A 24,137-nucleotide genomic window follows, 5' to 3' on the forward strand; every position below is an offset into this window, starting at 1 on the left:
TATATATATACTAATGGCAAAGTTAAGTAAGAGGTGGAGTATAAATGGGTACATGCAATCTTAATCATTCACAGCAAGATGTCAGGCTGAAGTTTGAGAGTCAAAAGGCATTTTTACCAACGGAATTGGGTCAATCAATTAATCTTTTTTTAGAAAATGAGCATTCACAGGAAATGTTGAATGAACTTTTTCATCTGTTAAAGAAGTATGACTTGTCCTCCAAGGAAGAACAAGAATCTAGAAATGAAAAGTTGAATCAAATAATGTTGTGAATTTGAAAGAATGGGAGCGCAAGTATGGCTCCCGTTCTTTTTTGTTTTGCCTCGGACCATTCTTGGAATAGCCGACATTCAAACGATGCTAAAGGGAAGAAGGGTGTTCCCTTTATTTAAGGAGTGTTAATGATACTATCTCATGAAGTTTTTACATACTTATACAGTGGGTGAAGGGAAAGCTTACTCTATATTAGTAATCAAAAATATCAGAGAATCGATTTGAGGTGAGAAATTGAGAAAAGGACATTCAAATGCGCCTAAGAGAAGGTCTGAAGTACTTATTATTTCTGCATAATCCGATAAATGGAACATAAATTGTAGGCTTATATATTGTAATGAGTAAGAAAAGGGAGAGCGACATAAAAAATGAAAAAATGTAAATCATGCGCGCATCCTGTTAGCGAGAGTTCTCGATTTTGCACATTCTGTGGTGCGCCTATAGTTGGTGAAATAACTGAAGAGGAAAAGTCTTCTAAAAAGCATTTTAAGAAAAAAACGTTAATCATTACAGCAATATTGGCCTTTATCATGATTTTCAGTGCATCAGCTATTATTCTTCATAAAACCCCGAAAGAGCTGTATCTTCTTTCTGAATATAAAACGTACAAGAATGCCAAAGAAGGATGGGACGATAAGTTTGGCGATACAATGGAATTTCAAGAGAGAATGAAGAAGGAACCTTCAAGTTCAGAGGTGACGCTAAGCGGAAATGTCAAAATGGATTCATTAACGAATGATCCAGACATAGAGATGGTTCAAGAATTATTGACCCAAGCATCGTTCACTGCCAAAGCTGAACAGGATCCAATAAGCAATCAAGGTTATTACAAATTAGCCTTGAATGTTGATAAGGAAAAGGCAATGGATGTAGAAATGTTCCAAACTAAGGGGCGACTGGGTATGAAGGTGCCAAAGTTATATGAAAAATTCTTCTATCTAAATTTAAACGAATATGGTGAGTTTCTGCGGATGTTAAACCCATCATATGCTGGCCCTGAAACGTTGGAAGTATCTGACCTTGAATGGCAAGACTTGAAATTAACGGAGATAGAACAGGAATACATCCAAAAACGATATGGGGCATTTATGTTGGACCGGTTGAAAGAAAAAAACTTCAAGCTGAAAAAAGGCCTGGATTATAAACATGAAGGCGAAACGAGGAAAGTAAGGGAACTGACACTTAAACTATCTTCTTCCGAAACTAAAAAGCTTGTAAATGATTTTTTGGACCATTTAATTAAAGATGTAAAGCTTCATAGCATGATAGTTACTAGGGTACAAAAAGTATCAAACACCGGCACAATGACAGATGAAGCTAGGAGTTCTGATACTAAAGAAATAAAACGGCAATTGGTCGATGGTTTAAAACATGTAAAAAATGAAATCAAGGATAATAGTTTTCCTAAAGGATTTTCTTCCACATTGCTTATCGATAAAGATGAGCAAGTCATCGACCGTAAAGTAACGACGGCTTTTGGAAGTAACCATAACCAAGTCAACGTGGAAATGAAAAGCAAAAACGTTCCATATGGCAACAATCAAGCTTTCAAAGAATTCAGCGTGGCACTAGCTCCTGAAAAAGATGAGGAATCAAAGCTTATGTTCCTGGTTACGAATGATGTGGCTTATAAAAAAGATACACGGATTGAGAATCTTAAGGCTTTCCTTGAATTTGAAGAGTATGGGGAACATGAGGAAATCAAACTTTCGATGATTAGTGATATTGAAGGAGAAAACGGAGATAAGCAGAAAATCAAAAGGAATTTCAATATAAATTTCGTCAGTGGCCATATCTCTGATTTGCCATCCTCTTTTAAAGGGACAATGAAACAAACGAGTGATCTTAACTTAAAGAAGGACTATTCCTACGAGAAAGTCGAATTGAAGCTTGGGATAGAAGATGTGGACTCAGGTATGGTCACGGTCAAGTTGGATGCTAAAACGAAACTGAAAGATAAGCTGGAAATGGCGGACTTGAAAATTAACTCTGGTGAAGGCGTAAGCTTAGTAAACATTCCCGAAGATGAAATGGATGAAATTCAAGAAGAAATAGGAATGAATTTAATGGAGTTAGCCGTTAAATACGGAATTGTGCCAAAAGGTGTTTATCAGTTTGACGGCTATGATGAAGCTAGTTATGACGGCTATTATGAAATAGAAGATGAAGATTCTAAAGGGAAGTTCTAGCTTGGGTGTGTTTTTTATAAGAAACACGTTAGTTAAACGCCGCAGGGATGTAGCTGACTCCGATTCTAATTTTATTGGGCGCATCTGTCATGATGTTGCAAAGGTTACCAGGAACGGCCAACAGCTGAGCTAGCCCTACATGATATGGAAAGCTGCACAAAGCGGAATCCAATGCTCGAAATTAATCAATCGTTTGATTAATTTTCTTGTACAGTACTGATTATCAAGTATTTGCTCCATGAGGAAAGCACAAATTCACGAGTAAACAGCCGAAACTCACGAGTAAACAGCCGAAACTCACGAGTAAATGCACAAAACTCACGAGTAAATAGCCGAAACTAATGAGGAAGGCACAAATTCACGAGTAAATAGCCGAAACTCACGAGTAAATGCACGAAACTCACGAGTAAACGGCCAAAACTCACGAGTAAATGCACAAAACTCACGAGTAAACGGCCGAAATTCACGAGTAAACGGACGAAATTCACGAGTAAATGCACGAAACTCACGAGTAAACAGCCGAAACTAATGAGGCAGACACAAACTCACGAGTAAATGCACAAAACTCACGAGTAAACGGCCGAAACTCACGAGTAAATGCACGAAACTCACGAGTAAATAGCCGAAACTAATGAGGAAAGCACAAACTCACGAGTAAATGCTCCCAATTCACGAGTAAACAGCCGAAACTCAAGAGAACGCACAAACAGCAAAGCAGATAAAAAAGCAGGGCTCATAATGAGCTCCTGCTTTTTTATTAAAAGCCATCATCTGTTGCGGTGAAGGGGATGTTTAGGTTTCGTTCAACGGCACGAAGTCTTTGATTTAGTCGATTCAGCCTATTCGTATGGCGTTGATCATTTTGATTCAGTCTGGTTATTTCCTGGTTTACACGGTTCACTTCTCGATTTATCCTTGTAATTTCTTGGTTCTGCCGAGTGAGTTCCCTCGATTGACGCTCGTTTTGACGTTCAAGTTCCCGGACTCTTCTTTCAAGTTGCTGAGTTTGCGGCTGTTGTCTATCTATATCTAACGGGTCGGACACTTGGGTGTATGAATTTTCTTGAACTTGCTGATAATCCCAATCTCTCTGATAATCCCAATCCTGCTGCGGGACATAATCAAATCGTTCCGGTTGTTGGAAATATGGGTTGTAATTAGGTTGAATGTACTGGTGATTTCCATTTTGTTGTGGAAAAGGATAAAATCCGTATGAATTCATAGTCAACTCTCCTTTTAAAATCGGGATGGTACGTTATAACTTATGTAAGTTCCAGATAAGTGACTAGGCGATAGCCCATATGAGCGAATCACGAGGTATGTTTTTTAAAGAAAAATTTCAATAAATTTGCAGAAATCATCCTGTTCCTATATCGTTTAGGGTAAGAGAAAATCTTTTTTTATCATGAAACCAATCAAAAGGATAATCCGTATATATAGAAAAGAGTGTAAGTCAGGAGTGTAATGATCATGAATCGATTTCTAGCTGGTTTTGTTCCGATATTGATTGGATTTCCAACGGTTTTACCAGTTTGGCTAATTAGCTATTTTGTATTGAATCAACCGTTTGTTTTGTCTGTTGCCATTTCCTTAGCGGGAGGGACGCTTGCATACTGGCTAAGTTCCGTTTATTTTTCCTCGCGCTTCCTCAAAAAACATGAATTGACGAGAAAAGAATATCAATATATAAAGAAAAATTTAAGTGAAGCAAAACCGAAAATATGGCGAGTGCAAAAGGCGCTAATCTCGGTCAGACATATCTCTTCTTTTAAACAGAGGAAGGATATGATTAAAATGATCAGAAAAATATATAGTCTGACTAAAAAAGAACCGAAGCGATTTTACCAGGCGGAACAATTTTATTATTCGCATCTGGATTCTGCCACGGAGCTTGCGGAGAAATATGTTTTTTTATCACAGCAGCCAAGAAAGAATAAGGAACTCGAACTATCTTTAACAGAAACCCGCAAAACCTTAAAGGAACTCACTAAAACGATAGAAAAAGATTTATACAAAGTGATTGCCGATGATATCGATCACCTTAACTTCGAATTGGACGTTGCAAAGCAATCGATTAAAACTAAAAAAGAGTCACAAGTAATTGATGAAAGCAGGAGGTTAAAATGAATAACAATGATCCAAACCTGTTGAATAAAACGAATAATGCCAATTTGATGGATGATCTTTTAGCCAATCCCTTTAATGAGGTGCAGGAGCTGGAGAAAGCGTCTCCCAAGGAAGCGAAGCCGGTTAAACTGATTGATGTCATTCCAGAAGAGAACCGGGCCAAGGCTTATCAGCTTGCTGAACAAATTGACCCAACGAATCATCAAGCGATGATATCCTATGGTACACCCGCCCAATCAAAGCTCCTGACTTTTTCGAATTCGATGCTTGAGCATGTACAGAAAAAAGATGTTGGTGAAGTAGGCGACATTATCAGTGATTTAATGAAGAAGTTAAACGAGCTGAGCCCTGATGAGCTTAAACCGGATAAGCCCTCATTTTTTGCGCGGATGTTCGGGAAGCTCTCGGGAACTGTACAGGAAGCGCTTTCCAAGTATCAAAAAACGGGTGCCCAGATTGATCGCATCAGTGTGAAGCTCGATCGGAGTAAGAATATCTTGTTATCGGATATCGTAATCCTTGAAAAGCTATATGAAACGAATAAGGAATATTTCCAGGCGTTGAATGTCTATATTGCGGCGGGGGAAATTAAACTCGAAGAAATTCATGAGAAAACGATTCCTGAGCTAAAGAAATCTGCGGAATTGAGCAATGATCAAATGCAGTTTCAAGAAGTCAATGATATGCGCCAATTTGCTGAACGGTTGGATAAAAGGCTGCATGACTTGAAATTGAGTCGTGAAATCACGATTCAAAGCGCACCGCAAATCAGGCTGATCCAAAACACGAATCAGGCGCTAGTCGAAAAAATACAATCTTCGATCATGACGGCGATTCCACTTTGGAAAAATCAGGTTGCGATTGCATTGACCCTAATCAGGCAGCGTCATGCTGTAGAAGCGCAAAAGCAGGTTTCCAAAACCACGAATGATTTGTTATTGAAGAACTCTGAAATGCTCAAAACAAATACCATTGAAACGGCTAAAGAAAATGAGCGGGGAATTGTCGATATTGAAACTCTAAAGAATACCCAAGCTAACTTGATTTCTACACTTGAAGAAACCATGCGGATCCAAGAGGAGGGCAGGCATAAACGCCGACATGCCGAACAGGAATTGGCGTCCATGGAAAATGAGCTGAAACAAAAACTATTGGAGATTAAGGGATAAGGGGAGATAATATGGAAACTATCGAAGCTATAAAAACGAGAAGAAGCATTGGGATCGTTAAGCAAGATCCGGTACCTAAAGAAATGATTGAGCAAATTATTGAAGCTGGAACATATGCACCTAATCATCATCGGACGGAGCCTTGGCGTTTTTTTGTTTTGACTGGAGATGGAAGAAATAAACTTGGGCAGGTATTCGAAGAAATAACGCGAATTGAAAACGCGGATGATACTCCGGAAAATTTAATAAGTAAGCTTGAAAGGCAAAAAAAGAATCCCCTTAGGGCTCCGGTCATCATCGCCGTGGGCATAGAGCCTAGTGATAAGAATAATGTCCTCGAAACCGAAGAATATGCGGCAGTGAACAGTGCTATCCAAAATATGCTTCTTGCTGCACATTCCTTAGGGCTGGGGGCAGTGTGGAGAACGGGAAAAATAACTTATCATGAAAAGGTCCGGGAATTTTTCAATTTATCCTCAAAAGGAGAAATACTGGCATTCATTTACTTGGGCTACCCTGACATGGAGCCGAAGCCTGCTAAGAAAACACCGATTGATGAATTGACCACATGGATCGGATGATGGATAAAGGGGGCAGCTGCATCAGTGCAAACACACTGTTGCAGCTGTTTTTTATTGGATTGTTTTAATCCTTTTACCAAAAAGGGACTTATCCTAGTCACGCTTCGTTTCAAGTGACGATTGAGGATTTAGGTTGTACAATACATAGGAAGAATAAATTTTGATGAATTAGGATGTGTCTATAGATGAGAACGATTGATCCATTTGAGATACTTGATGGAAAAGCGATAAAGTATTTGGATGTTTTTGGCGTTGAGGATGGAATTGCTTTAAAGAGTAAGTACGAAGACAAAACGTATTGGATATATGATTACTATTGCATGCATCAGACATGTGATTGCCAGGAAGTATACCTTGAATTCGTTGAGGAGAGCAAGTCCAATAAACAGGCAGGACAGCATTTTGGAGTGAGGGTTTCTTTCGGGGATAATCAATTTACCCTAGAGGATTATAATATTTCCAAGCAAAAGGCAATGGATATTGCGGAGGACACGTTAAAATACAGTAAAGACGTAATGGATTTATTTAAACAGCGATATCAGCAAATGAAGGAAAAAGGCACGCAAATCATCATGGAAAGTGCAAAGGCAGCTAAAATGCCTCATGTTCATACGGAGCCGGTCATTGGCAGGAATGAACCATGTCCATGCGGAAGCGGAAAAAAATACAAAAAATGCTGCGGCGCAGCTTGATCATTCATAGAAGTTGACTCGATTAGGAGTCACTTCTTTTTTTTTTGAAAATCGTAACGGTTGAAAACGAATTGTGTAATAAATAAAAAAAACATGGTGTTTTACGAACGTTTGTTCTATAATGAGAGTACCAGATAATAGCAGTAAAAGAAATAAAAAGTAGTCATTTAGACGGAATTTTCCGAAAACTTATTTATTATTTTCAAAAATCTGGTATATATAAGGGAGAAGAGTTTTTTGATCTCATCTCTTTCAACGGTAGACGGCAGCCAGACGGGATGAAAATCCCTACAATGATGGCAGTTTAACTTTGAACGAAGGAAGGGGTAATCAAATGACAAGAGAAAAAAGATTAATACCGTACAAAGTTCTTGAAGTAATGGAGACTGTGAAAGAAAGGATTCCTGAGGGTGTCGAGCTTGTGAAAGCCCCGGCAATCTGGGAAAAAAGCAATCATGGTGAGGGCGTGGTAGTTGCCGTCATCGATACAGGTATTGATAAGGGACATCCAGACCTCAAAGAAAGAATCATTGGTGGGAAGGATTTTACCAATACCGGTGATTATCAAGATGATAACGGGCATGGAACACATGTGAGCGGTACGGTTTTGGCGGCCATTAATAGTGTTGGTGTAGTGGGAGTGGCCCCGAAAGCGAGCATATTAGCGTTAAAGGCCTTAAATGGCCAAGGTCAAGGTGATATTAATTGGATCAATGGAGCTTTAGAGTATGCGATCAATTGGCGGGGACCGAATGAGGAAAAGGTTTCAGTTATTTCACTTTCACTTGGAGGTCCTGCGGATGAAGCAGAACATAAGCTCATTCAAAGAGCGCTTCAGGAAGATATCCTAGTTGTCTGCGCAGCTGGAAATAGCGGGGATGGGCGTCATGAAACGGACGAATTGGATTATCCGGGTGCATATCCAGAAGTGGTGGAAGTCGGTGCTGTGGATTTAAGCAGAAATTTAGCGGATTTTTCAAATACAAATGATGAAATAGACTTGGTGGCGCCAGGGGTTGATATTCTCTCTACGTATCCAGGAAATAAATATGCTAGGCTGAGCGGAACGTCAATGGCTACGCCTCATGTAAGCGGTGCAGCAGCTCTCTTGAAAGTGATTGCTGAAAAGGAGTTTGGCCGCACGCTAACTGAAGCGGAATTATATGCACAGCTAGTGAAAAGTACGGAAGATCTCGGAATAAGCAAAAAAGCACAAGGGAATGGACTGCTTAACTTAACTATAGCGGAACAAAGGGTTAATCAATCCATTAAGGTTTCACAGAAAACCTTCTAGTTCCCGAGTAAAACGATGGTTATGGAATAGTAGAAGTGAAAAAAGGTGTCCCAAGAAATTTGGGACACCTTCCTTAATGATTATTTTTTCCTTAGAGCCGCAAAAAGCGCTACAATGGAGAGTATTAGTGATATGACAGAAAGGGTGATGATCAGCGTTTCATTGCTATCATCTTCTGTCTGTACCGTATCCTTTGAATTGTCAGTTGCCTTGGTATTATCCGTATCAGCTTCATCTTTGTGACCATGGTCCGTAGATTCTGCATCAGCCTTAGGAGCTAGTGAAATTTCCGTTACAGAATGCGGTAGATCTGAGCCTTCGTCACCGCTCCATTCAACAATTTCACCATCTTCGTAATATTGAAATGCATCCCAGGCCACATTCGTTTCTTCTTTAGGGTTTTGGGCAACGAATGAGAATTGCTGGAACTGTCCAGCTGCAATTCCTTCATCCGTTGCAGTCCAAGTTACCGTTTTAACATGCCCATTTTTGTCTTCGGTGGTTACTTTCCATCCTGGTACAGGCTGATAGCTTTCAAAAGTAACCCCTTCAGGTATTTTTAAGGTCACTTTTGTTGTGGCCGTTTCTTTTTCAACGGGCACTTTAATTGTATAAGTTTCCCACGCTTCAGGGGCAGATGAACTAGGCTTGACTGTAACGTGTGCATACGCCGAACCGGAGAAAATGAATAATGCAGCAAATGTAGAGATCAGTAGCTTTGAAAAGTTTTTCATTTTTATAAAATCCCTTCTGTTATGAATTTCCTATGAAAATTGTAAAATCAGCATTGATTGAATCGAGGCTTTCAGTTAATCCGTGAATATTGATTTTCCATTTTCCTGGCATGGTTAATAAAGACTTTGATGTAAATGTACCTGTAGTTTTTTCTTGCATTTGCAGCTTTAGTTCACCGCCAGGCGTATCGATTGGCTGCATCGTGATTGTAAGCTGTTCTATTTCAGCAATTGGCTTGTCTTCATTGGATAAATCAACTTGAATCAGATTGTCCCCAACTTCATTTGGAGTCACCAATAATGTAACCTCATTTTTTTCTTCCGTCATTACCGTTTTCTCAATTGGCCCAGGGGAAGACATCGCAGTTTGGACATTTGTCAATAGAGCCGCAACAAGGAGTACGACGATCCCTAAACCAAATTCCATTCCCACACTAAAACCAAGTTTTTTCGCTTGCGTTTTCCCCCTGAAAAAATGAAAGGCTCCTAAACCGATCATGACTAACATAAGACCGATTTTCGCAAGTAATAATTGTCCATATGTTGTGTTTAACAATGAATGGAAAGTCGGTACATGTTGAAAGCTGCTATATATCCCGCTAATGATCAGTATGATTACAAATAAAAACGCCCATCTGGAAAACCTATGAATGATCGACCAGTAAAATGTTTTCTTATCTTTTTGGACTGCCTGTCGATTGGCAAGCCCAGGCAAAATAACCAATAAGGCCATAAGGCCGCCAAGCCATAAAGCCATGGACAGTAAGTGGAGGAAATCCATTACAACAGCCAGAATGTGATTAGGAACAGCAGCTGTATGTCCTGTGAATGCCTTACAGACCATCAAAATGGCTATAATGATAAAAGAAAAGATGGGTAATGATTTAATCAAGGAGTTCTCGAGCATGAAATAAATAGCTAAAAATAGAAGGAGCAACATTAGAATTTCAATGACCCAGATGTTTCCGAAGTTTGTAGCATTCAATACTTCTTTTATATAAGTCACATTAAACGCATCCGTCCACCCTACACCAGCGTCAATCGTCACTTTTAAAGGCAGACTGCAGAAGACGGAAAGTGCCAAGCTTGCATATGAAACCCAAAGGTATAGACGTGCTCTCCTGCTAGCTTGAAAAAGGTTGGTATCCTTCGTTAAAGATAATTGGAAAAAAAGGACGCCTGAAAGAGCTGCGAAGCTTATGTATTGTAGACTTTGCAGGAAAATGATGATGGAATTCGGAAATCCTGCGTTCACTTCAGAAATGTCTTGATCTGATAGGGCGGTCGAGTTTCCGAATTGAAAGGGGATTGTCCCTTCGATGGGGTGGCCATCACTCGAAACCACTCTCCATTTTATGTAGTAAATCCCTTCATCGATTTTGCCTTTCCACTTAGCTTCCAGTATTGTTTCACTTTGTTCCGAAATTTTACTGTCTTGAATTTGAATTTTGTCCCCATTCTGGCTGAATACTTCAAGCGAATGGAAAGCTGGTTGTATATTCTCACTGAATTGAATGCTGATCTTTTCAGGCAGATTTTCCATCGCTTCATTTGGGCTAGGGTTAGAGCCTATTACTGTAGCGTGACCAGAAGCCATTGCCGGGTATAAAAGCAAACTGAATAAGCTTACTACCACCCATAAATAATTCTTCATCTTGGTGTGCCATCACCCTTTCATTAGCTTATGTAAGATTATTATAAGAGCAAAATGTGAAAAAACAGTGAAATTAAATGAATGATCTAAAGGCAGTTTGAGATTCAAAAGAAAAGGAAAACGATATGAATAGAATAGCCTACCTCCCAACATTATAGACATGTAAATAATCAAAAGGAAATATTGGTTTGGAATTCCTTTGCATGATGTTGTTGATCATTAGGGGTTGGATAGTTAGTGCAACAGCCCATTAAGAAATAATTAAGGTTTCTTTGTTACTATGGCCCTATCGTGTTTGCAGGAATTATAGGGGGGATAGGCTTTGCTAAAGAAGGGGTTAAAAGAAAAAAGCGTGAAGGTGGTCTTGGTTTGTTCTCTTGCGGGGATAGGAACATCATTTTATATGCCTGCCGCATACGCTGAGGAAGGGACAGCCGTCATTCAGGAAGATGCCCGAACGGTGAATAGTCTTTCGAAGCTAGAAATAAAAGATATTGCATTGGATCAAAAATTTGCAGAAGATGTACTCGACTATAGTGCAACAGTGGCGAATGAAGTTGAAAAGATCACCTTGCTTGCTGAGAGTATCAATGAGAATGCCACCATATCCGTGAATGGTGTCAAACTGACAAATGGGAAGGCCAAGGACTTAGCTCTTCAAACTGGCATCAATACATTCAAGATCACAGTCAGCGATGGAATAAATGAAACGATGACCTATACCGTCAAGGTTGAAAAACTTGAAAGTGATGACAACTTTTTAACTTCGATTGGATTATCAAGCGGCTCGTTACCTTTTGATTCTAAAGTGACGGCTTATAATGTTTCTGTGGAGAATGAAATCAAGACAATTACTTTGTCTCCGACATTGAGTGATAGTGCTGCAAATGTAAAGGTGAACGGAACGGCTGCAACGAGTGGAGGTGTAAAGGTACCCCTTCGAATTGGTAAGACAATGGTGAAGATTATCGTTACTGCAGAAAATGGGGATGAAAAAACATATACGCTAACGATTACACGGGCTGCAGCTAAGAAAACGGAATCGAAGGATAAGGATGCCGAATCTAAAGAGGATACAGTTCAAAAGGAACCTATTACTGGGGCGAATAAAACTCAGCCATCCGCGTCTAAAGGAGATAAACCATCTTCCACCCCTGTTGATTCATTTAATAATGTAAAAACAAGCAATGGCAGCAAAGTATCGAAGGTACAACAGAATGAAAACATTTCAACACAAAAAACGAAATCAATTCCTGTAGAGGAGGCAGTATCTGCTGATTCTTTAGGTGAAGAAGGTAAAACCCCGCCATTTTTGAACAATCTGACAGTATCAACTGGAGTATGGAACAAGCCTTTTGATTCGAATGAGCATACCTATCATGTCAAAGTCGATAATGATATTACCTCAGTCGAAATGAATGCTGCTTCAAGTGCTAGTGGAGCCACGGTTGAATATGAAGGTGAGAGCAGTAGGAATGTAAAGATCAAGGATAAAGCGAAGACGGCCATTTCAGTTACGGTTTCAAAAGATGGGAACCGGCGTACTTACGTTATTGTTTTCGAAAAGGATATGGATGTGGAAATGGATGAAGAAGAAACCGTGGACGATATCAAAACAAATGAAACAGAAGTTGAGGCAACGCAAATGAGTACAGCTGGTAAAACGGAGACTGTTCCATCGAATGACAAAGTCGTGCAGGGGATGTTGAATGGGAATGAGCCTGCAGCGGCGGGGTCATTCTGGGGGAAGGTCAAGGCGTTCTTCACTTCCCTTTTTTAAATGCACCAAAAGTTATTTTCGATCATGCAAAAAAGGACAAGTACTAACACTTGTCCTACGCTTTATATGGGCAAAATGATTTGAACTTCGGTTCCTTGGTTTAGCTCGCTGTTAAAATGGACCTTTCCCCGATGTGCCTCAATGATTCGGCAACTGACTGTCAATCCTAAACCGGTTCCTCTTTCTTTAGAAGAATAAAAAGGTTCCCCAAGATGCTTTAACCGATTTTTTTCTATTCCGCTGCCATTATCTTTGATGGTAATGGAAAGGTTTTTGTCCATATGCTCGAAATCAATCCAAATGTGATCGGCAGATGCTTCCATGGAATTTTTGAGCATGTTTATGAATACTTGCTTTAGTTGGTTTGCCTCACATGAAAGCAGGGGGATTTCATTTTTTACGGATATTGATATTTGGGTTGGATAAGAGTCTGCCTCCGGTTTCAATAAGGTCTTGACTTCATTCATCAGTCCGATGATTTGATGTTTGCTGAATGGAAGTTCCTGTGGTTTTGCCAGAACGAGTAACTCGCTTACAATAAGATTGATCCGGTCCAATTCGCTTAACATGATTGTATAGTATTGTTCAAATGGATGATCGTTCTTTTTAAGCAGCTGGACGAATCCTTTTAACGAAGTTAACGGGTTACGGACTTCGTGGGCTACACTGGCGGCAAGTTCGCCGACTATCGATAATTTTTCCGTTCTTCTTAATCGTGCTTCCGTTTCTCGTATTTGAGTGACCTCTTTAGCATAAGTAATGATTCCGACTAATTCCTCACCAATCATCATCGGGACAAACGTACAGGAAAGCAAGATGGACTTCCCGTATTTCGTAAGGAATTCAATATCTTTCCCTTTCTTGATCCCTTTATGGTTTTCCACGACATATTGGCAAGAGGTACGGATCAGTTCTTCATCCTCCTCTGAAAAGTTCAACTGTATGAATGAGGCGCCATGGATTTCTTCTTGTTGAAACCCTGTTACCGTTTCAAACCTAGGGTTTACGGTAGTGATCATACCGTTTAAATCAAGCATGAGCATCGGATATGGGTTGTGTTCAAACAATGATTTATAGCGTTGTTCACTATCGAATAATTGATTCTCTGCGACAACTCTTTGAGATATATCCCTGCCTATTACGACTAAGCCTTTTCGGGAACCATCCTCAAAGAACAATGGGACTTTGATCGTATCAAAGGTTTTGTGATTGCCATCGGGAAGAGGGATGATTTCCTCACACCTTGTGATTTCCCCTTTAATCCATGTTTCTTCATCGGAAACTTCACAGTAGATCAACGACTCTTTATAAAATTCGGTGTATTCTGCGAGCTCGCTGTCTTTTTTGCCCTTATAGTCTACATGCTCCAATTGAAATAATTGCAGTCCGAAGGCATTGGATTCAAGCCAACGGCCTTCACCATCCTTGAAGTTAACGAAATCCACCATTGAATTAATGAGTGTACGCCGACGTTGTTCCGCTTCTTTTAATTGTTTGAATTCTTCCCTTTTAGCTAAATAAAGGTATAGGACCAAGCCTATTGATAAAAGAAAGACAATGCCTTCCGCTCTTTGAAGTTGAATGAAAACCACTTTGTTGTGGATATTTGTAGTTAAAAAATAGTCGAACACGACTAATGTAAAAATCCCGGAAAGGATATATATTGCTAAGATGGAGCGTTTGGACATGGAGATTCTCCCTGATTTTAAGACATTTCTAAGGTAAAATTACATACACATTTTAACAAACTATCGGAGAAAAATATATGCAGAATCATAAATAAAAAACAGGGACCAATGCGGTCACCTGTTTTTCCTGAAGATGGTTAGGGCTTTTTTCTTTTTTAAACGTTTATAGATAATGATAAATAGTAAGAAGAGGATTGCGAGTGCAGCTACCGTGTACAGGTTCATTTCAACAGATAGGAGTCCATATGAGATTAGCGATAGAAAGAAAAAGTATATAAGGTTTCCCAGTGCTGTCGCAAATAAAAAATCCTTGAAAGTGACGGTACTGACTCCAGCAGCCAAGTTAATTAAACTCGTTGGGATAAGCGGGAAAATCCTCCCTGTAAATACGTACATAAAGCCATGCTCCACAACGGTTTCTTGCCATTTTTCGCCCATCTTCTTTAAGAGTGGTTCCTGAAACCAGTTTCTTGCTGCATAAAAAATCAATCCGGACGCAACAACACTTGTAAACCAACTCCATAGATAGCCATATATGAACTCGAATATCGTGACATTGATAGTAAGGAGCAAAATTAAAGGGATGATTGTAAATGAATTCTGGATAAACATCAATACGAATGTCACGAAAAAAGTGAGCAAAAGGTTTTCCTTCAATATGTTAATGACTGAATCAAGATCACTTTTCCAAACCAAAGTAAACAATTCCGCATTAGAATAAATGAATATTGCGATTACCAGAAGACCGATTAAGGTCAGGACTTTTTTCAAAGGGTCACCACCATTCTTACTAATAGTTTATCATTTTCAGGCTCATTGGTGAAAAAAAGAGCTGTCGCATGATGCACACAGCTCTTTTACATTATAGTGGGTTTACGAAGCGAAGATTCCTTTAAAGCCACTTTTCAAACTGAATTCTTTTGTTCATTCCATAAATAATTGGCGCACCAATCAAGAGGACAACGAACTCACCGACAGCCGTGGTCATCCAGCTAAACCAGAATGGTAAGCCAAAGGCAAGGTTCAGTTCAATTGCAATCAAAAACATGGTGAATGTGAAAAAGATAATCGTTGCGATCATCCGCCCTTTAATGCTTTTTATGAACCGCGATACAAAAATGACCAGCAATAAGGCGAGCACGGATTGCCCCACCCCAAAAATCAAATCATACGGAACCATCGGTGAAAAGAGCAGATTCGATATGAAGACTCCGCCGACGATACCGTAGATATACTTTTTATTGAATACAATCAGATGATTCAACATTTCCGGAACTCGAAATTGGAACATCTCAAAAGCGATTGGTTTAAACACCAATGAGACCGCCACATACAAGGCAGCCAATAACCCGTTTATCACGAGTGTACGAACATTCATTTTATTCTCTCCCTAGTTTTTTATCGTGGGATGGTTACGAACCACGTTTAGGCTTTTTCCCGAAGATTAATAGTAGCCCATATATGCTTGTTGCGTCAATTTGTAAAGAATGGTTTTTAAATGATAACTCATCATGCAGTGAAAGTCTAAAAGGATTTTGATTTATTGCAATGAAGGATGATATTATTTTTATATGTACTTCAAAGGAGTGAATATAATATGTCGATCGAGAGTGTCAAAAGCCATTTTAAACAATGGGACCGGGAAGGCGATGTAATGGAGTTCGAAACATCAAGTGCTACGGTGAGTGAGGCAGCAGAAACCATCGGCGTCATCCCTGCTCGGATTGCTAAGACTCTTTCTTTTAAGGGGGAAGGTGAAAATGCGATTTTGGTTGTAGCAGCTGGGGATGCAAAAGTGGATAATAAGAAGTTTCGCCAGATGTTCGGATACAAGGCACGAATGCTGTCACCTGAGGAGGTGCTTGAACAGACCGGACATGCAATCGGGGGAGTTTGCCCATTTGGACTTGCAAACGACCTAGATGTTTTTCTTGATGTATCAATGAAGCGTTTTGAGTCATTGTTCCCGGCATGCGGCAGTGCGAACTCAGCAATAGAACTTACAACCACGGAATTATTTGAATATTCGAACGCCGAGGATTGGGTGGATGTTTGTAAGGCTTGGGAAGAAGAAGGGAATGAGGAAACGGCGGTAGGCAATGCAGTAGATTCGCAATAAATAAAGTCCACTTTGTGTGGACTTTATTTATTGATGACCGTTTCTACTTTGTTCCACTTCTTTTGAAATAGCTACACCAGATGCAAATTAACGGTCTATAATTGGTGGTAGGCAAATCGCGGAGAAAGTTTATAAGTGGAGGGTGAAAGATGTTAAAGGGAAGCGATAAAAAAAACAATAGCAGCTATCTTAGTCTTAAAACTCTTTATGAAGAAAACATCACGGTTAAGAGCATAGCCCAGGAACTTGAGTTTTGCCATAAAAATGATGAAGCAACTGACATACAAAAAGCGTTGGAAAAAAAGAATTTCGATATAATGGCAGTGCAAGATCAAGGGGAAATCATCGGATATATCGAAAGGCAAGAACTTGGTGAAGGGATCATCTCGGAATACTTGAAAAGTTTTTCACCTAGGGAAATGGTTTCGGATTCAACCCCTTTGATACAACTTCTTCGTATTTTTAAGAATAAAACAAGGGTGTTTGTGTTAGAGAATAATTCTATAAAAAGCTTAATTACGCATGCCGACCTTCAAAAGCCCCCAATCAGGATGCTGATATTCGGATATATTACCCTATTGGAAATGAGGATGAGCGATATCATCATGCATAGGTTCGGTGATGGCATCTGGTATCCAATGATCAGCGAGGACCGTTTAGAAAAGGCAAACGAATTATATAGGAGGAGAATCGATAAAAATGAAGATATCAATTTAATAGAATGCCTGCAAATCAGTGATAAATTCGATATCATTCATAAAGATAAGGAATTGAGGGGGTTCTTCCAAATTCCTTCGAAAAGCAAGGGGAAGAGGGAGGCAAATGCCATCCGGAAATTAAGGGATAAGATTTCCCATGCTAATGAACTGGGGCTGGACATGTCGTGGATGGAAATCATTGAGGTGGTCGAATCCTGTGGCCAACTTCTTGAAATCTCTGAATCCTATCAGTATGAATAATAAGGATCCGGCTATCATGCTGGGTCCTTTCTCCGCGTTTTTGATCCAAAAGAAAAAAACTGCCCATTTCAGGCAGCTCCCTCAAAAAGTCAAAATTCCGGTAGTTGATCCAAGTTATTTTCTTTTATCCCATCGGGCTCACTTCGCAATATATCACGTCCATATTTATGGAAGACGTCGACATTGGCAAGGTTGCCTGCTTTTGCTTCGGAAAGGGCAGTGGGGTAGTCTAGTTCGCGACCAGAGTTCGTCTTGATTGCGATAATATTGTCCTCTTCATTTTTCCTTACTGCTATGATTTCTTCTTTTCCAGATGAATCAATTTGGTTTGCTTGCGGTGTACCCTGCTGTTTATAGGTTTCATAGGCTTTTTCAAATTGGTCCATGTTTTGGACACCTCCTATTTATAGGGTGAGCCATTTGTTCTGCAATATACAAACCGAATTTCGTCTAACTTGAGCCGTTACTTTGTCAGGATGTGCCGATTTATCGGCACGCTTCATGAGCGAAGCCTGTCTTCTTGTCCTTTTTGCTCTGGCATGGCACTTGAATAAGTGGAAGTGTGAAACTATATCCACTTAATAAAGGGAGGAATATGAATCCAAATCATAAAAAAGGGAAAAAGGTGAAAGCTCCGCATTTAATTGACGAAAAAGAATTCAGATCATGCATAAAAAAAGAGGAGGAAGCCTGTTTCTTTTTTTTATGTTTAAAAATGGAAATTCAGGGGTAGAAAGTCTAATTCAGAATTGGTTTTGATGAGAAGAATTTCCTAAATACCTAGCGTAAATAGCTTATTTATCCCTATTTAACTGTAAGACTATAATCCTTATAATAAAAATTATGAAAAATATGACATTCTACATAATGAGATCTTTGAGGTGATTTTTTAAGTGTATGCAAATTCATTGAGTGAAATTCACTCAGCCCTCTCCAGTAAAATGTCCGATGTGAATGAAAAAATCAATCGTTTGGAGCAGGCAAAAAGACAAATCAAAGAAGAACAGAATGCTTGTCTTGGGGAAATCGCTAAAATTAAAAATCCGGATTTGGAAAAAAGCTGGACGGGAAACCGTGCAGAGGATTTTCAAGATGCCCGCAGTGATGCATATAAGGCTATGTCCACGATCATTCATGATGATTATGACGACTACCAAGAGAAAATCGAGGGAAAGATCACGATACTGAATATAGATAAAATAGCTCTGAGTGCAGCAGGCACGATAGCGCATGAAGCGGATGTCCTTTTAGGTAAAGGGGAAGCCGTCATAGATCAATTGGAAAGTAAAATATCATATATAAAAGGGTGGTTGTTTTAATGACGACAATCAAACTGAATCATCCTGCCGTAACGAAACAAGTCGATCAGGTGAAAACGGCGCTTGGTACAGTCGCGCTTGGAAATCTGCCAGCAGGTGAGCTTGGAAAAAATAAATTGCAATTCACCTCGAAATGGATCGACCGGGAAACGAACCTCGAGAAGGTTTTTGAGCAATATATTAAAATCGTCCAGAAAAATGTGGAAGATACCCGTGCCAACATTGACTTATTAAAAGAACAGGATGAAGCCATCGCCCATACGTCTTCACATGGGTTTCCTACGCGATGAAAATATATGAAGCCAAGACATTGACGGCCGCAACCAAGTCGCGTGCCAAGCAATATGAAGAACTAAAGAAGGAAGTCACAGCCCTGAAAAAGGAATTTCAGGGTATCGTCGGCCTGGATAACGAGTTTCAGGGAGCCGGTGCAGCTGCCATCAAAAGCTTCTATGAAGCGCAAATCCAGGTGGCGGACGCCTGGATGGAACTATTCACTACCCAGATCAGTTTTTTGGAGGGCATTCCGGCCAGTCTGGAAGAGGCGGACCTCTCCGGAAATACGGTGGTCGAGGTTCCCTTTTTAGATGGCGAAGTCTCAAACGGCATAAACCAAGCAAAGTCCCTTGTCGATGAACAAGCGAACGATCTTCAAAGGATCCTCGACAGCATTGATGATATCCTGCCTCTTGATATGTTCGACCAAAAAGACTTTAATGAAAAAATCACGCTGGCCGGCCAGAGACTGGATGACACCGTGACAAAGGTCGAGAATGTCGACAGGCAATTGGTCGAGGAATATGATGTATCCGTCGGCCAGGAAAACGTGGCCGTTGGCCTTTTCCGCGCCTTACTAGATGCCACCAAACAGGATGGCAATGTTTCGCCGATAACGTTCAACCAAACGGCCTTTAAGAATAGTGACATCTATCGAGTGAAGGATGAAGTCGCCGGTCAGATGAAAGACTATCAGACCTTTAAAAAGCAGCAAGCCGATGCACGGAAAATCGAACGCGAAATGGAAGAGCTCGAAAACCGCCCATGGTATGAAAAAGCCTGGGATACGACAAAAACCTTTACAGGGGAATTCACCGGATATTATGATTCTATCAGGGCAACGACCGGAGTCGATCCAGTAACGGGCCGCAAGCTGTCCGATGCCGAAAGAATCGCAGCAGGAGCCATGGCCGCAGCCGGATTCATCCCCGTCGTCGGCTGGGCCGGCCGGGCCATCAAGGGCGGAAGCGCCATCTACAAAACGGCCAAAGGACTCAACGCAGCGAATCACGCGCTCGATGCCTATAAAACGACAAAAGGCTTTAGCCTCCTCCAAAAAACCGAATACGGGATATACGGACTCCTCGCAGCCAACGGCCTTGGCGAAGCAGTTACAGGCAAGGACATGTTCGGCAATAAGCTAACCGAGGAACAGCGCCAGAACGGGCTGTTGATGGCACTTGGAATCGGCGGTATAGCAGGTGCGGCTAAGTATGTGGATCATTTACAGGCAAAGAATTCATTCTATCAAATTACTGACTTATTAAAGGGAAATAAAGTAGTAAGAAAATATGCTAAGGAAATAGCGAAACATCCAAATCCAAAACCTGTTGAAGACGTACTAAAGTATGTAATTAAGAAACAAAATTCCATAGGAACTAAGGTTATGCTTGATGGAGATGTTGTTGAAAAAGTTTTAAAGGAAGTTAAGCCGAATATCACGATAAGAGAACTGGAAAATATAAAATGGAGTGTAATAGAGGAAGCTACTTTAAAAAATAAGACCATTCTTAAACCTTCACAGAGAGCAAGGTTATGGCAAGGTTCTAATCCTTACTTTGGTATAGATACATATGAGGATATTATTTTGAAAAAAGGCACAATCTTATATGCTGGATTTCCAAGACCAACTGGTTATTGTTTTACAAAAGAGGTTTTAGATAGTGTAGACGGAGATTCAAAAAAAATATTTCAAGGTGTTCAAGTTAATCCTAGAGAATTTGATGATGGAACGGGAGATTATAAATTTCAGGTCATCGAGTTCGAATTACTGGATGATTTACCATCAGCTAGAGGTATGACAGATGCGAATCCTCAATTTGGATCAGGCGGTTTAGAGCAAATATTCACACCTGATTTTGAAGATCTACTTAGGGAAGGAAAAGTAAATCCTGTACTGGACGATGTAACTAAGCAAAAATTAAGAGGAAATGGAATAGAATTTAATTCAACATTGTTACAACAAAAAGATGAAAGTGGTAAGTACATATACGAAACAATCAGTAAGACTTTTGTAGAGATAGCAGAGGATCCAAATGTTATTGAATTGAAAAATTTTAAATTAACTGAAAAAGAAGTGTTACAAATCAAAAAAGCTGTAAAATTATTAGAAGAAAGTGGAGGGGGGATTAAGTGATGAGTAATCTGAAAAAGGGAGAGTTAGAAATAGATGGTGTTTTTATTTTTCCTAACTGTAAATTAGTTGATATAAAAACAAAAGAATCTTCAAGTAAGTTTAAATCTATAACCCTTGATAGTCATAATGAATCTTTAAGGTTTTTAAACGCACCTAAATTAGGCAGCAAATATTTTAATGTCCGATTATCATTTAAAGATAATTTAATATGGGGGATTGATTTGAAAGTTAATAATCCAACTATTAACCAATGTGACTATGAAGAAAAACTATCTCAGCATGGCGAATGGCTTACAGAGCAAATTGGGTATCCTGAGGGAATATTGTCTGAAAATGTATTTGAATGGGGTAAGATTACTCAATGGTATGATCCCAGGTCCAGTGATGCAGGAATCAGCATACTTTATTTCCAAAGGTAAACTGAAGAAAGTGTATAACTGAAGCATGTAAGAAGATAACTCGAAATTATTTCTTCAAAGTTGAGCATAAAAAAGAAAATGTATAATTATTGGATGATAGGGGAAAATCCGTTCATACTAAGCGAGGAGATCTTAACAAATTACTGTTAAGGTCTTTTTTTTTTAGTCTCGAGAAAAGAAATCTTTCAATTGATAATTCTTATACTGGAAACAAGGCAAAGTCTAGAGAGTTGATAATACGTACTATAATGCAATTTTATAAATGATTTTAGTATTGATAAACCAGGAGATTCAGTAAACAAAATAAATTCTATTAATCAATTAAATATAAAGTAGGGAACAAGCAATCCTCATATTACTGAAAATGCTATTGCTAATTGGTATTCTCAATATAAAACTTTTCAATCAAAGCCTGAATTGGTTGCTTTATGCAATGAAAAAGGAATGGCTATGGTGTTATGGGGAGCAGCTCCATGGATCAATACAAAATAAAGGAAGTTAGAAAAATGACACGAAATGAGTATGAAAATAAGATAAGAGAGTTAGGAATAGATTTACAAGAACTTAATATAGTTATTGAATGAAAAACTAATGTACCATTTTCAACAGGTTGTTACTGTGAAGATGGAAAATGGATATTGTATGATGTGGATGAAATACAAAATTCAACAATTATCGAAAAGGGTAATGAGGATCGAATTTTTAAATTTTTATATATGATAACGATGGGGAAAATAGGTAAGTAGAATTATAGGTGGTAATCATATTGATTTGAATAACAGACTACTCATCCAAAAGCACCAAAACCATTGCATGCCGTGGTAACATAGTTAAGGTTATCGAAAAAGAAATCCGTATTCCACTAGAATAAAATGAAACTTTGAGTGGCTTAAAGCCATTCAAGGTTTTTTTATGAAATGGAAAAACATTATAGTGATTTTGTAGTATAGGTGTTAGTTTTTATAAAACAAAAGTGTTATACCTTATTCAATCAGTAGTACATTGAATTGAGCAAGGAGTAGGAACAATGGCAGGTATGTACTATAAAATGGACGACATTCCTAAAGAATGGCTTGAGAAAATCACAAGAAAAGAAGATATTGATGAATTAATCAAGCAATTCCATAGTTTTTGTGCAGATAAAGCAATTAAAGAAGAGTATGGGGATTGATGTAAATCACCCATATAAACATAAAAAACCCCTATAAAAGTCCTTTATAGGGGTTTTTTATGTCCAGAGTCCAGTTTATGCTATGTTAAACGGGAAGAGAAGCAGTTTATTTTTTTGGTAATGGAAAATTAAATAATGGAGTGGAAAATGATAAGAAAAGGTGAGTATACGATCTATAATGGGAAAGAGTATAGATTCATAGAATCTGATGCAGTGGAGGCTATTGAATTAATAAGCAATGATAAAAAAGATATGGACAATGGCTTTACTTATTACAAAAATAATATTTACACGAAAATAGTAGATGTAAATGAAGTTAAAGAATTATATTCTATTAATCCCTATGCTGTATATAAGGGAGAGCTGTTTCCAGCATCAGAAGAAAGAAAAACTGGTAAAGTATTGTTGGATACAACAAACACTGAACTTGCTAAAAAGATGGGTTTTGAACGTACAGATAAATATATGTACTCCAAATCTGTGGAATGGGATGAAGTGGAGATAATCGAGGAGAGGAAACCCTATTCATTAGATTAACTTCCTCGCTTCAAACGCCTATAATATTTATTGAGCTGTTCCCCTAATATGCACAATAGAAAAGCCCCTTATTAGGGGCTTTTCTATATCTTATAACTTTTATAATTATTTTTTTAACTCCACTTTGCAGCCAGCTAACCGAGGAACAGCGCCAGAACGGGCTGTTGATGGCACTCGGAATCGGCAGTGTGGCTGGTGCGGCTAAGTATGTGGATCATTTACAGGCAAAGAATCCAGCATTAATAAATAAAGGAACAACATCACTAGATAAAACAGGTCAAGGGGAACTTGGAGATAACTATAAGTATAATATGATAGAGAATCCAGGACCTTTAGCAGACATTAATCCGGGAGCTGCATCTACCTATAGAGGTGGAAAGTATAATGTGGAAGTACTTAAGCAAGATTTGATTTTATATAGAGCGGGAAAAGCAGGTGGTGGGAGAAATGCTTTAGGCCAATATTTTACAAGAGAACCTTCAACTAGAATAGAAGGAAGAATTGATTTTGCTGTAAAGGCACAATGGATTGATCCAAAAACAGGTTCACTAACTGGTTCATCTCCACTAGATAGTGTTTATACACTGAAAATTCCTAAAGGAACTACTATATATGAGGGGCCGGCGGGCCATCAAGCTGGAATCTATTCAGGTGGAGGAAATCAAATTTTTGTGTCAGAACCATGGAAAATTAAGGATTTAGAAGTGGTTAATGAAATTCCAATAAAATAATTGTAATATGGGGGATAAACTTGGAGCAAACATTATTAGTTATTAAAGGTGCTTATGTTCGTTTGGTGAAAATATTGACAAAGGAAAAGAATGATTTAGAATTTATAATAAGACAAGCTAAAGCCTCAATTGAGTTGATTGATTCATGCTTATTGGGTTGTGAATCAGCAGAACCATATCGTAAAACTATGATGGAATTGAGTAGCATCTATCGTGATATAAATAAACCTAGAGTGGGTTTATCTGATTATTTTATTTGGCATGATAACTATGACAAGAGAATTGTTG

25 protein-coding genes, 1 pseudogene and 1 riboswitch are annotated in these 24,137 nt (G+C 39.0%); of the genes and pseudogenes, 18 read left to right on the forward strand and 8 right to left on the reverse strand.

Going from position 1 to position 24,137, the window contains the following annotated elements; translation table 11 throughout:
- Positions 1-44: 44 nt before the first annotated feature.
- Together ACFWE9_RS07245 and ACFWE9_RS07250 are read left to right on the forward strand one after the other, a co-directional pair.
- Positions 45-272: a group-specific protein gene (locus ACFWE9_RS07245; protein ID WP_230160862.1), complete on the forward strand. Its 228-nt coding sequence runs from the start codon at positions 45-47 to the stop codon at positions 270-272.
- A gap of 369 nt (positions 273-641) precedes the next feature.
- Positions 642-2,462 carry a hypothetical protein gene (locus ACFWE9_RS07250; RefSeq protein ID WP_377356225.1) on the forward strand — a complete coding sequence of 607 codons (1,821 nt, stop codon included), beginning with the start codon at positions 642-644 and terminating at the stop codon, positions 2,460-2,462.
- A gap of 338 nt (positions 2,463-2,800) precedes the next feature.
- Here ACFWE9_RS07250 and ACFWE9_RS07255 read toward each other — a convergent pair whose 3' ends face one another.
- Positions 2,801-2,971 (reverse strand): hypothetical protein, encoded by a 171-nt coding sequence (locus ACFWE9_RS07255; RefSeq protein ID WP_377356227.1) that lies wholly within the window; start codon positions 2,969-2,971, stop codon positions 2,801-2,803.
- A 248-nt stretch (positions 2,972-3,219) separates the two neighbouring features.
- Positions 3,220-3,684: a hypothetical protein gene (locus ACFWE9_RS07260; protein ID WP_290370623.1), complete on the reverse strand. Its 465-nt coding sequence runs from the start codon at positions 3,682-3,684 to the stop codon at positions 3,220-3,222.
- A gap of 248 nt (positions 3,685-3,932) precedes the next feature.
- On the opposite strand from ACFWE9_RS07260, the gene ACFWE9_RS07265 reads away from it, so the two are divergent.
- The 5 genes and pseudogenes from ACFWE9_RS07265 to ACFWE9_RS07285 all read left to right on the forward strand — a co-directional run bounded on the left by ACFWE9_RS07265 (position 3,933) and on the right by ACFWE9_RS07285 (position 8,325).
- Positions 3,933-4,589, forward strand: coding sequence for a 5-bromo-4-chloroindolyl phosphate hydrolysis family protein (locus tag ACFWE9_RS07265; RefSeq protein WP_230160867.1), 657 nt, complete (start codon positions 3,933-3,935; stop codon positions 4,587-4,589).
- Positions 4,586-5,758: a toxic anion resistance protein gene (locus ACFWE9_RS07270; protein ID WP_377356229.1), complete on the forward strand. Its 1,173-nt coding sequence runs from the start codon at positions 4,586-4,588 to the stop codon at positions 5,756-5,758. Before ACFWE9_RS07265 ends, ACFWE9_RS07270 begins: the two co-directional genes overlap by 4 nt.
- Before the next feature lie 11 nt (positions 5,759-5,769).
- On the forward strand, positions 5,770-6,339 hold the full coding sequence (locus tag ACFWE9_RS07275; RefSeq protein ID WP_230160872.1) for a nitroreductase family protein: 570 nt from the start codon (positions 5,770-5,772) through the stop codon (positions 6,337-6,339).
- Between the two features lie 614 nt (positions 6,340-6,953).
- Positions 6,954-7,031 (forward strand): annotated as a pseudogene (locus ACFWE9_RS27125) (SEC-C metal-binding domain-containing protein); the annotation flags it as partial.
- Between the two features lie 334 nt (positions 7,032-7,365).
- Positions 7,366-8,325, forward strand: coding sequence for a S8 family peptidase (locus ACFWE9_RS07285; protein WP_377356231.1), 960 nt, complete (start codon positions 7,366-7,368; stop codon positions 8,323-8,325).
- Positions 8,326-8,405: 80 nt separating this feature from the next.
- On the opposite strand, the gene ACFWE9_RS07290 is transcribed toward ACFWE9_RS07285, so the two are convergent.
- Complete coding sequence (locus ACFWE9_RS07290; protein ID WP_230160878.1) at positions 8,406-9,059, reverse strand: YcnI family copper-binding membrane protein; 654 nt, start codon at positions 9,057-9,059, stop codon at positions 8,406-8,408.
- A gap of 19 nt (positions 9,060-9,078) precedes the next feature.
- Positions 9,079-10,713 (reverse strand): copper resistance protein CopC, encoded by a 1,635-nt coding sequence (locus ACFWE9_RS07295; protein ID WP_377356233.1) that lies wholly within the window; start codon positions 10,711-10,713, stop codon positions 9,079-9,081.
- Positions 10,714-11,035: 322 nt separating this feature from the next.
- Here ACFWE9_RS07295 and ACFWE9_RS07300 point away from each other — a divergent pair, with 322 nt between their 5' ends.
- Positions 11,036-12,493: a cadherin-like beta sandwich domain-containing protein gene (locus ACFWE9_RS07300; protein WP_377356235.1), complete on the forward strand. Its 1,458-nt coding sequence runs from the start codon at positions 11,036-11,038 to the stop codon at positions 12,491-12,493.
- Positions 12,494-12,555: 62 nt separating this feature from the next.
- Here the strand turns inward: ACFWE9_RS07300 and ACFWE9_RS07305 are convergent, their stop codons facing one another.
- The 3 genes from ACFWE9_RS07305 to ACFWE9_RS07315 all read right to left on the reverse strand — a co-directional run bounded on the left by ACFWE9_RS07305 (position 12,556) and on the right by ACFWE9_RS07315 (position 15,559).
- Entirely contained in the window at positions 12,556-14,181 is a 1,626-nt protein-coding gene (locus tag ACFWE9_RS07305; protein WP_230160884.1) for a PAS domain-containing sensor histidine kinase, read from the reverse strand.
- A 114-nt stretch (positions 14,182-14,295) separates the two neighbouring features.
- The gene (locus tag ACFWE9_RS07310; protein WP_230160886.1) at positions 14,296-14,952 is read right to left on the reverse strand and encodes a TVP38/TMEM64 family protein; all 657 of its coding nucleotides are present in this window, start codon (positions 14,950-14,952) and stop codon (positions 14,296-14,298) included.
- A 121-nt stretch (positions 14,953-15,073) separates the two neighbouring features.
- Complete coding sequence (locus tag ACFWE9_RS07315) at positions 15,074-15,559, reverse strand: QueT transporter family protein (protein ID WP_230160889.1); 486 nt, start codon at positions 15,557-15,559, stop codon at positions 15,074-15,076.
- 6 nt (positions 15,560-15,565) lie between these two features.
- Positions 15,566-15,610: riboswitch (PreQ1 riboswitch) on the reverse strand.
- 168 nt (positions 15,611-15,778) lie between these two features.
- On the opposite strand from ACFWE9_RS07315, the gene ACFWE9_RS07320 reads away from it, so the two are divergent.
- Positions 15,779-16,300, forward strand: a complete 522-nt coding sequence (locus ACFWE9_RS07320) for a YbaK/EbsC family protein (RefSeq protein ID WP_230160891.1) — start codon at positions 15,779-15,781, stop codon at positions 16,298-16,300.
- 149 nt (positions 16,301-16,449) lie between these two features.
- Positions 16,450-17,259 (forward strand): hypothetical protein, encoded by an 810-nt coding sequence (locus tag ACFWE9_RS07325; RefSeq protein WP_230160893.1) that lies wholly within the window; start codon positions 16,450-16,452, stop codon positions 17,257-17,259.
- A gap of 89 nt (positions 17,260-17,348) precedes the next feature.
- Here the strand turns inward: ACFWE9_RS07325 and ACFWE9_RS07330 are convergent, their stop codons facing one another.
- Complete coding sequence (locus tag ACFWE9_RS07330) at positions 17,349-17,645, reverse strand: DUF3892 domain-containing protein (RefSeq protein ID WP_230160895.1); 297 nt, start codon at positions 17,643-17,645, stop codon at positions 17,349-17,351.
- A gap of 507 nt (positions 17,646-18,152) precedes the next feature.
- Here ACFWE9_RS07330 and ACFWE9_RS07335 point away from each other — a divergent pair.
- The 8 genes from ACFWE9_RS07335 to ACFWE9_RS07370 all read left to right on the forward strand — a co-directional run.
- Complete coding sequence (locus tag ACFWE9_RS07335; RefSeq protein WP_377356238.1) at positions 18,153-18,578, forward strand: YwqH-like family protein; 426 nt, start codon at positions 18,153-18,155, stop codon at positions 18,576-18,578.
- The gene (locus ACFWE9_RS07340; RefSeq protein WP_377356240.1) at positions 18,578-18,868 is read left to right on the forward strand and encodes a YwqI/YxiC family protein; all 291 of its coding nucleotides are present in this window, start codon (positions 18,578-18,580) and stop codon (positions 18,866-18,868) included. Before ACFWE9_RS07335 ends, ACFWE9_RS07340 begins: the two co-directional genes overlap by 1 nt.
- The gene (locus ACFWE9_RS07345; protein WP_377356242.1) at positions 18,865-20,991 is read left to right on the forward strand and encodes a ribonuclease YeeF family protein; all 2,127 of its coding nucleotides are present in this window, start codon (positions 18,865-18,867) and stop codon (positions 20,989-20,991) included. Before ACFWE9_RS07340 ends, ACFWE9_RS07345 begins: the two co-directional genes overlap by 4 nt.
- On the forward strand, positions 20,991-21,410 hold the full coding sequence (locus ACFWE9_RS07350) for a hypothetical protein (protein WP_377356244.1): 420 nt from the start codon (positions 20,991-20,993) through the stop codon (positions 21,408-21,410). Before ACFWE9_RS07345 ends, ACFWE9_RS07350 begins: the two co-directional genes overlap by 1 nt.
- 1,027 nt (positions 21,411-22,437) lie before the next feature.
- Entirely contained in the window at positions 22,438-22,581 is a 144-nt protein-coding gene (locus ACFWE9_RS07355) for a hypothetical protein (RefSeq protein WP_377356246.1), read from the forward strand.
- Positions 22,582-22,716: 135 nt separating this feature from the next.
- Complete coding sequence (locus ACFWE9_RS07360; RefSeq protein WP_377356248.1) at positions 22,717-23,118, forward strand: hypothetical protein; 402 nt, start codon at positions 22,717-22,719, stop codon at positions 23,116-23,118.
- Between the two features lie 167 nt (positions 23,119-23,285).
- Positions 23,286-23,849: a hypothetical protein gene (locus tag ACFWE9_RS07365; RefSeq protein WP_377356250.1), complete on the forward strand. Its 564-nt coding sequence runs from the start codon at positions 23,286-23,288 to the stop codon at positions 23,847-23,849.
- A gap of 20 nt (positions 23,850-23,869) precedes the next feature.
- On the forward strand, positions 23,870-24,137 hold a 268-nt coding region (locus ACFWE9_RS07370), incomplete at its 3' end, for a hypothetical protein (protein WP_377356252.1).

Source organism: Peribacillus sp. NPDC060253 (assembly GCF_042727425.1).
Taxonomy (GTDB): domain Bacteria; phylum Bacillota; class Bacilli; order Bacillales; family DSM-1321; genus Peribacillus.

Excerpts from the sequence above, each read along its gene's own strand:
- ACFWE9_RS07245 (WP_230160862.1), top strand. The coding sequence starts at position 45 with ATGGGTACATGCAATCTTAATCATTCACAGCAAGATGTCAGGCTGAAG.
- ACFWE9_RS07275 (WP_230160872.1), top strand. The coding sequence starts at position 5,770 with ATGGAAACTATCGAAGCTATAAAAACGAGAAGAAGCATTGGGATCGTT.
- ACFWE9_RS07290 (WP_230160878.1), bottom strand. The coding sequence starts at position 9,059 with ATGAAAAACTTTTCAAAGCTACTGATCTCTACATTTGCTGCATTATTC.
- ACFWE9_RS07320 (WP_230160891.1), top strand. The coding sequence starts at position 15,779 with ATGTCGATCGAGAGTGTCAAAAGCCATTTTAAACAATGGGACCGGGAA.
- ACFWE9_RS07250 (WP_377356225.1), top strand. The coding sequence starts at position 642 with ATGAAAAAATGTAAATCATGCGCGCATCCTGTTAGCGAGAGTTCTCGA.
- ACFWE9_RS07345 (WP_377356242.1), top strand. The coding sequence starts at position 18,865 with ATGAAAATATATGAAGCCAAGACATTGACGGCCGCAACCAAGTCGCGT.
- ACFWE9_RS07355 (WP_377356246.1), top strand. The coding sequence starts at position 22,438 with ATGGCAGGTATGTACTATAAAATGGACGACATTCCTAAAGAATGGCTT.
- ACFWE9_RS07265 (WP_230160867.1), top strand. The coding sequence starts at position 3,933 with ATGAATCGATTTCTAGCTGGTTTTGTTCCGATATTGATTGGATTTCCA.
- ACFWE9_RS07340 (WP_377356240.1), top strand. The coding sequence starts at position 18,578 with ATGACGACAATCAAACTGAATCATCCTGCCGTAACGAAACAAGTCGAT.
- ACFWE9_RS07285 (WP_377356231.1), top strand. The coding sequence starts at position 7,366 with ATGACAAGAGAAAAAAGATTAATACCGTACAAAGTTCTTGAAGTAATG.
- ACFWE9_RS07305 (WP_230160884.1), bottom strand. The coding sequence starts at position 14,181 with ATGTCCAAACGCTCCATCTTAGCAATATATATCCTTTCCGGGATTTTT.
- ACFWE9_RS07315 (WP_230160889.1), bottom strand. The coding sequence starts at position 15,559 with ATGAATGTTCGTACACTCGTGATAAACGGGTTATTGGCTGCCTTGTAT.
- ACFWE9_RS07260 (WP_290370623.1), bottom strand. The coding sequence starts at position 3,684 with ATGAATTCATACGGATTTTATCCTTTTCCACAACAAAATGGAAATCAC.
- ACFWE9_RS07270 (WP_377356229.1), top strand. The coding sequence starts at position 4,586 with ATGAATAACAATGATCCAAACCTGTTGAATAAAACGAATAATGCCAAT.
- ACFWE9_RS07330 (WP_230160895.1), bottom strand. The coding sequence starts at position 17,645 with ATGGACCAATTTGAAAAAGCCTATGAAACCTATAAACAGCAGGGTACA.
- ACFWE9_RS07295 (WP_377356233.1), bottom strand. The coding sequence starts at position 10,713 with ATGAAGAATTATTTATGGGTGGTAGTAAGCTTATTCAGTTTGCTTTTA.
- ACFWE9_RS07365 (WP_377356250.1), top strand. The coding sequence starts at position 23,286 with ATGGCACTCGGAATCGGCAGTGTGGCTGGTGCGGCTAAGTATGTGGAT.
- ACFWE9_RS07325 (WP_230160893.1), top strand. The coding sequence starts at position 16,450 with ATGTTAAAGGGAAGCGATAAAAAAAACAATAGCAGCTATCTTAGTCTT.
- ACFWE9_RS07360 (WP_377356248.1), top strand. The coding sequence starts at position 22,717 with ATGGAGTGGAAAATGATAAGAAAAGGTGAGTATACGATCTATAATGGG.
- ACFWE9_RS07350 (WP_377356244.1), top strand. The coding sequence starts at position 20,991 with ATGAGTAATCTGAAAAAGGGAGAGTTAGAAATAGATGGTGTTTTTATT.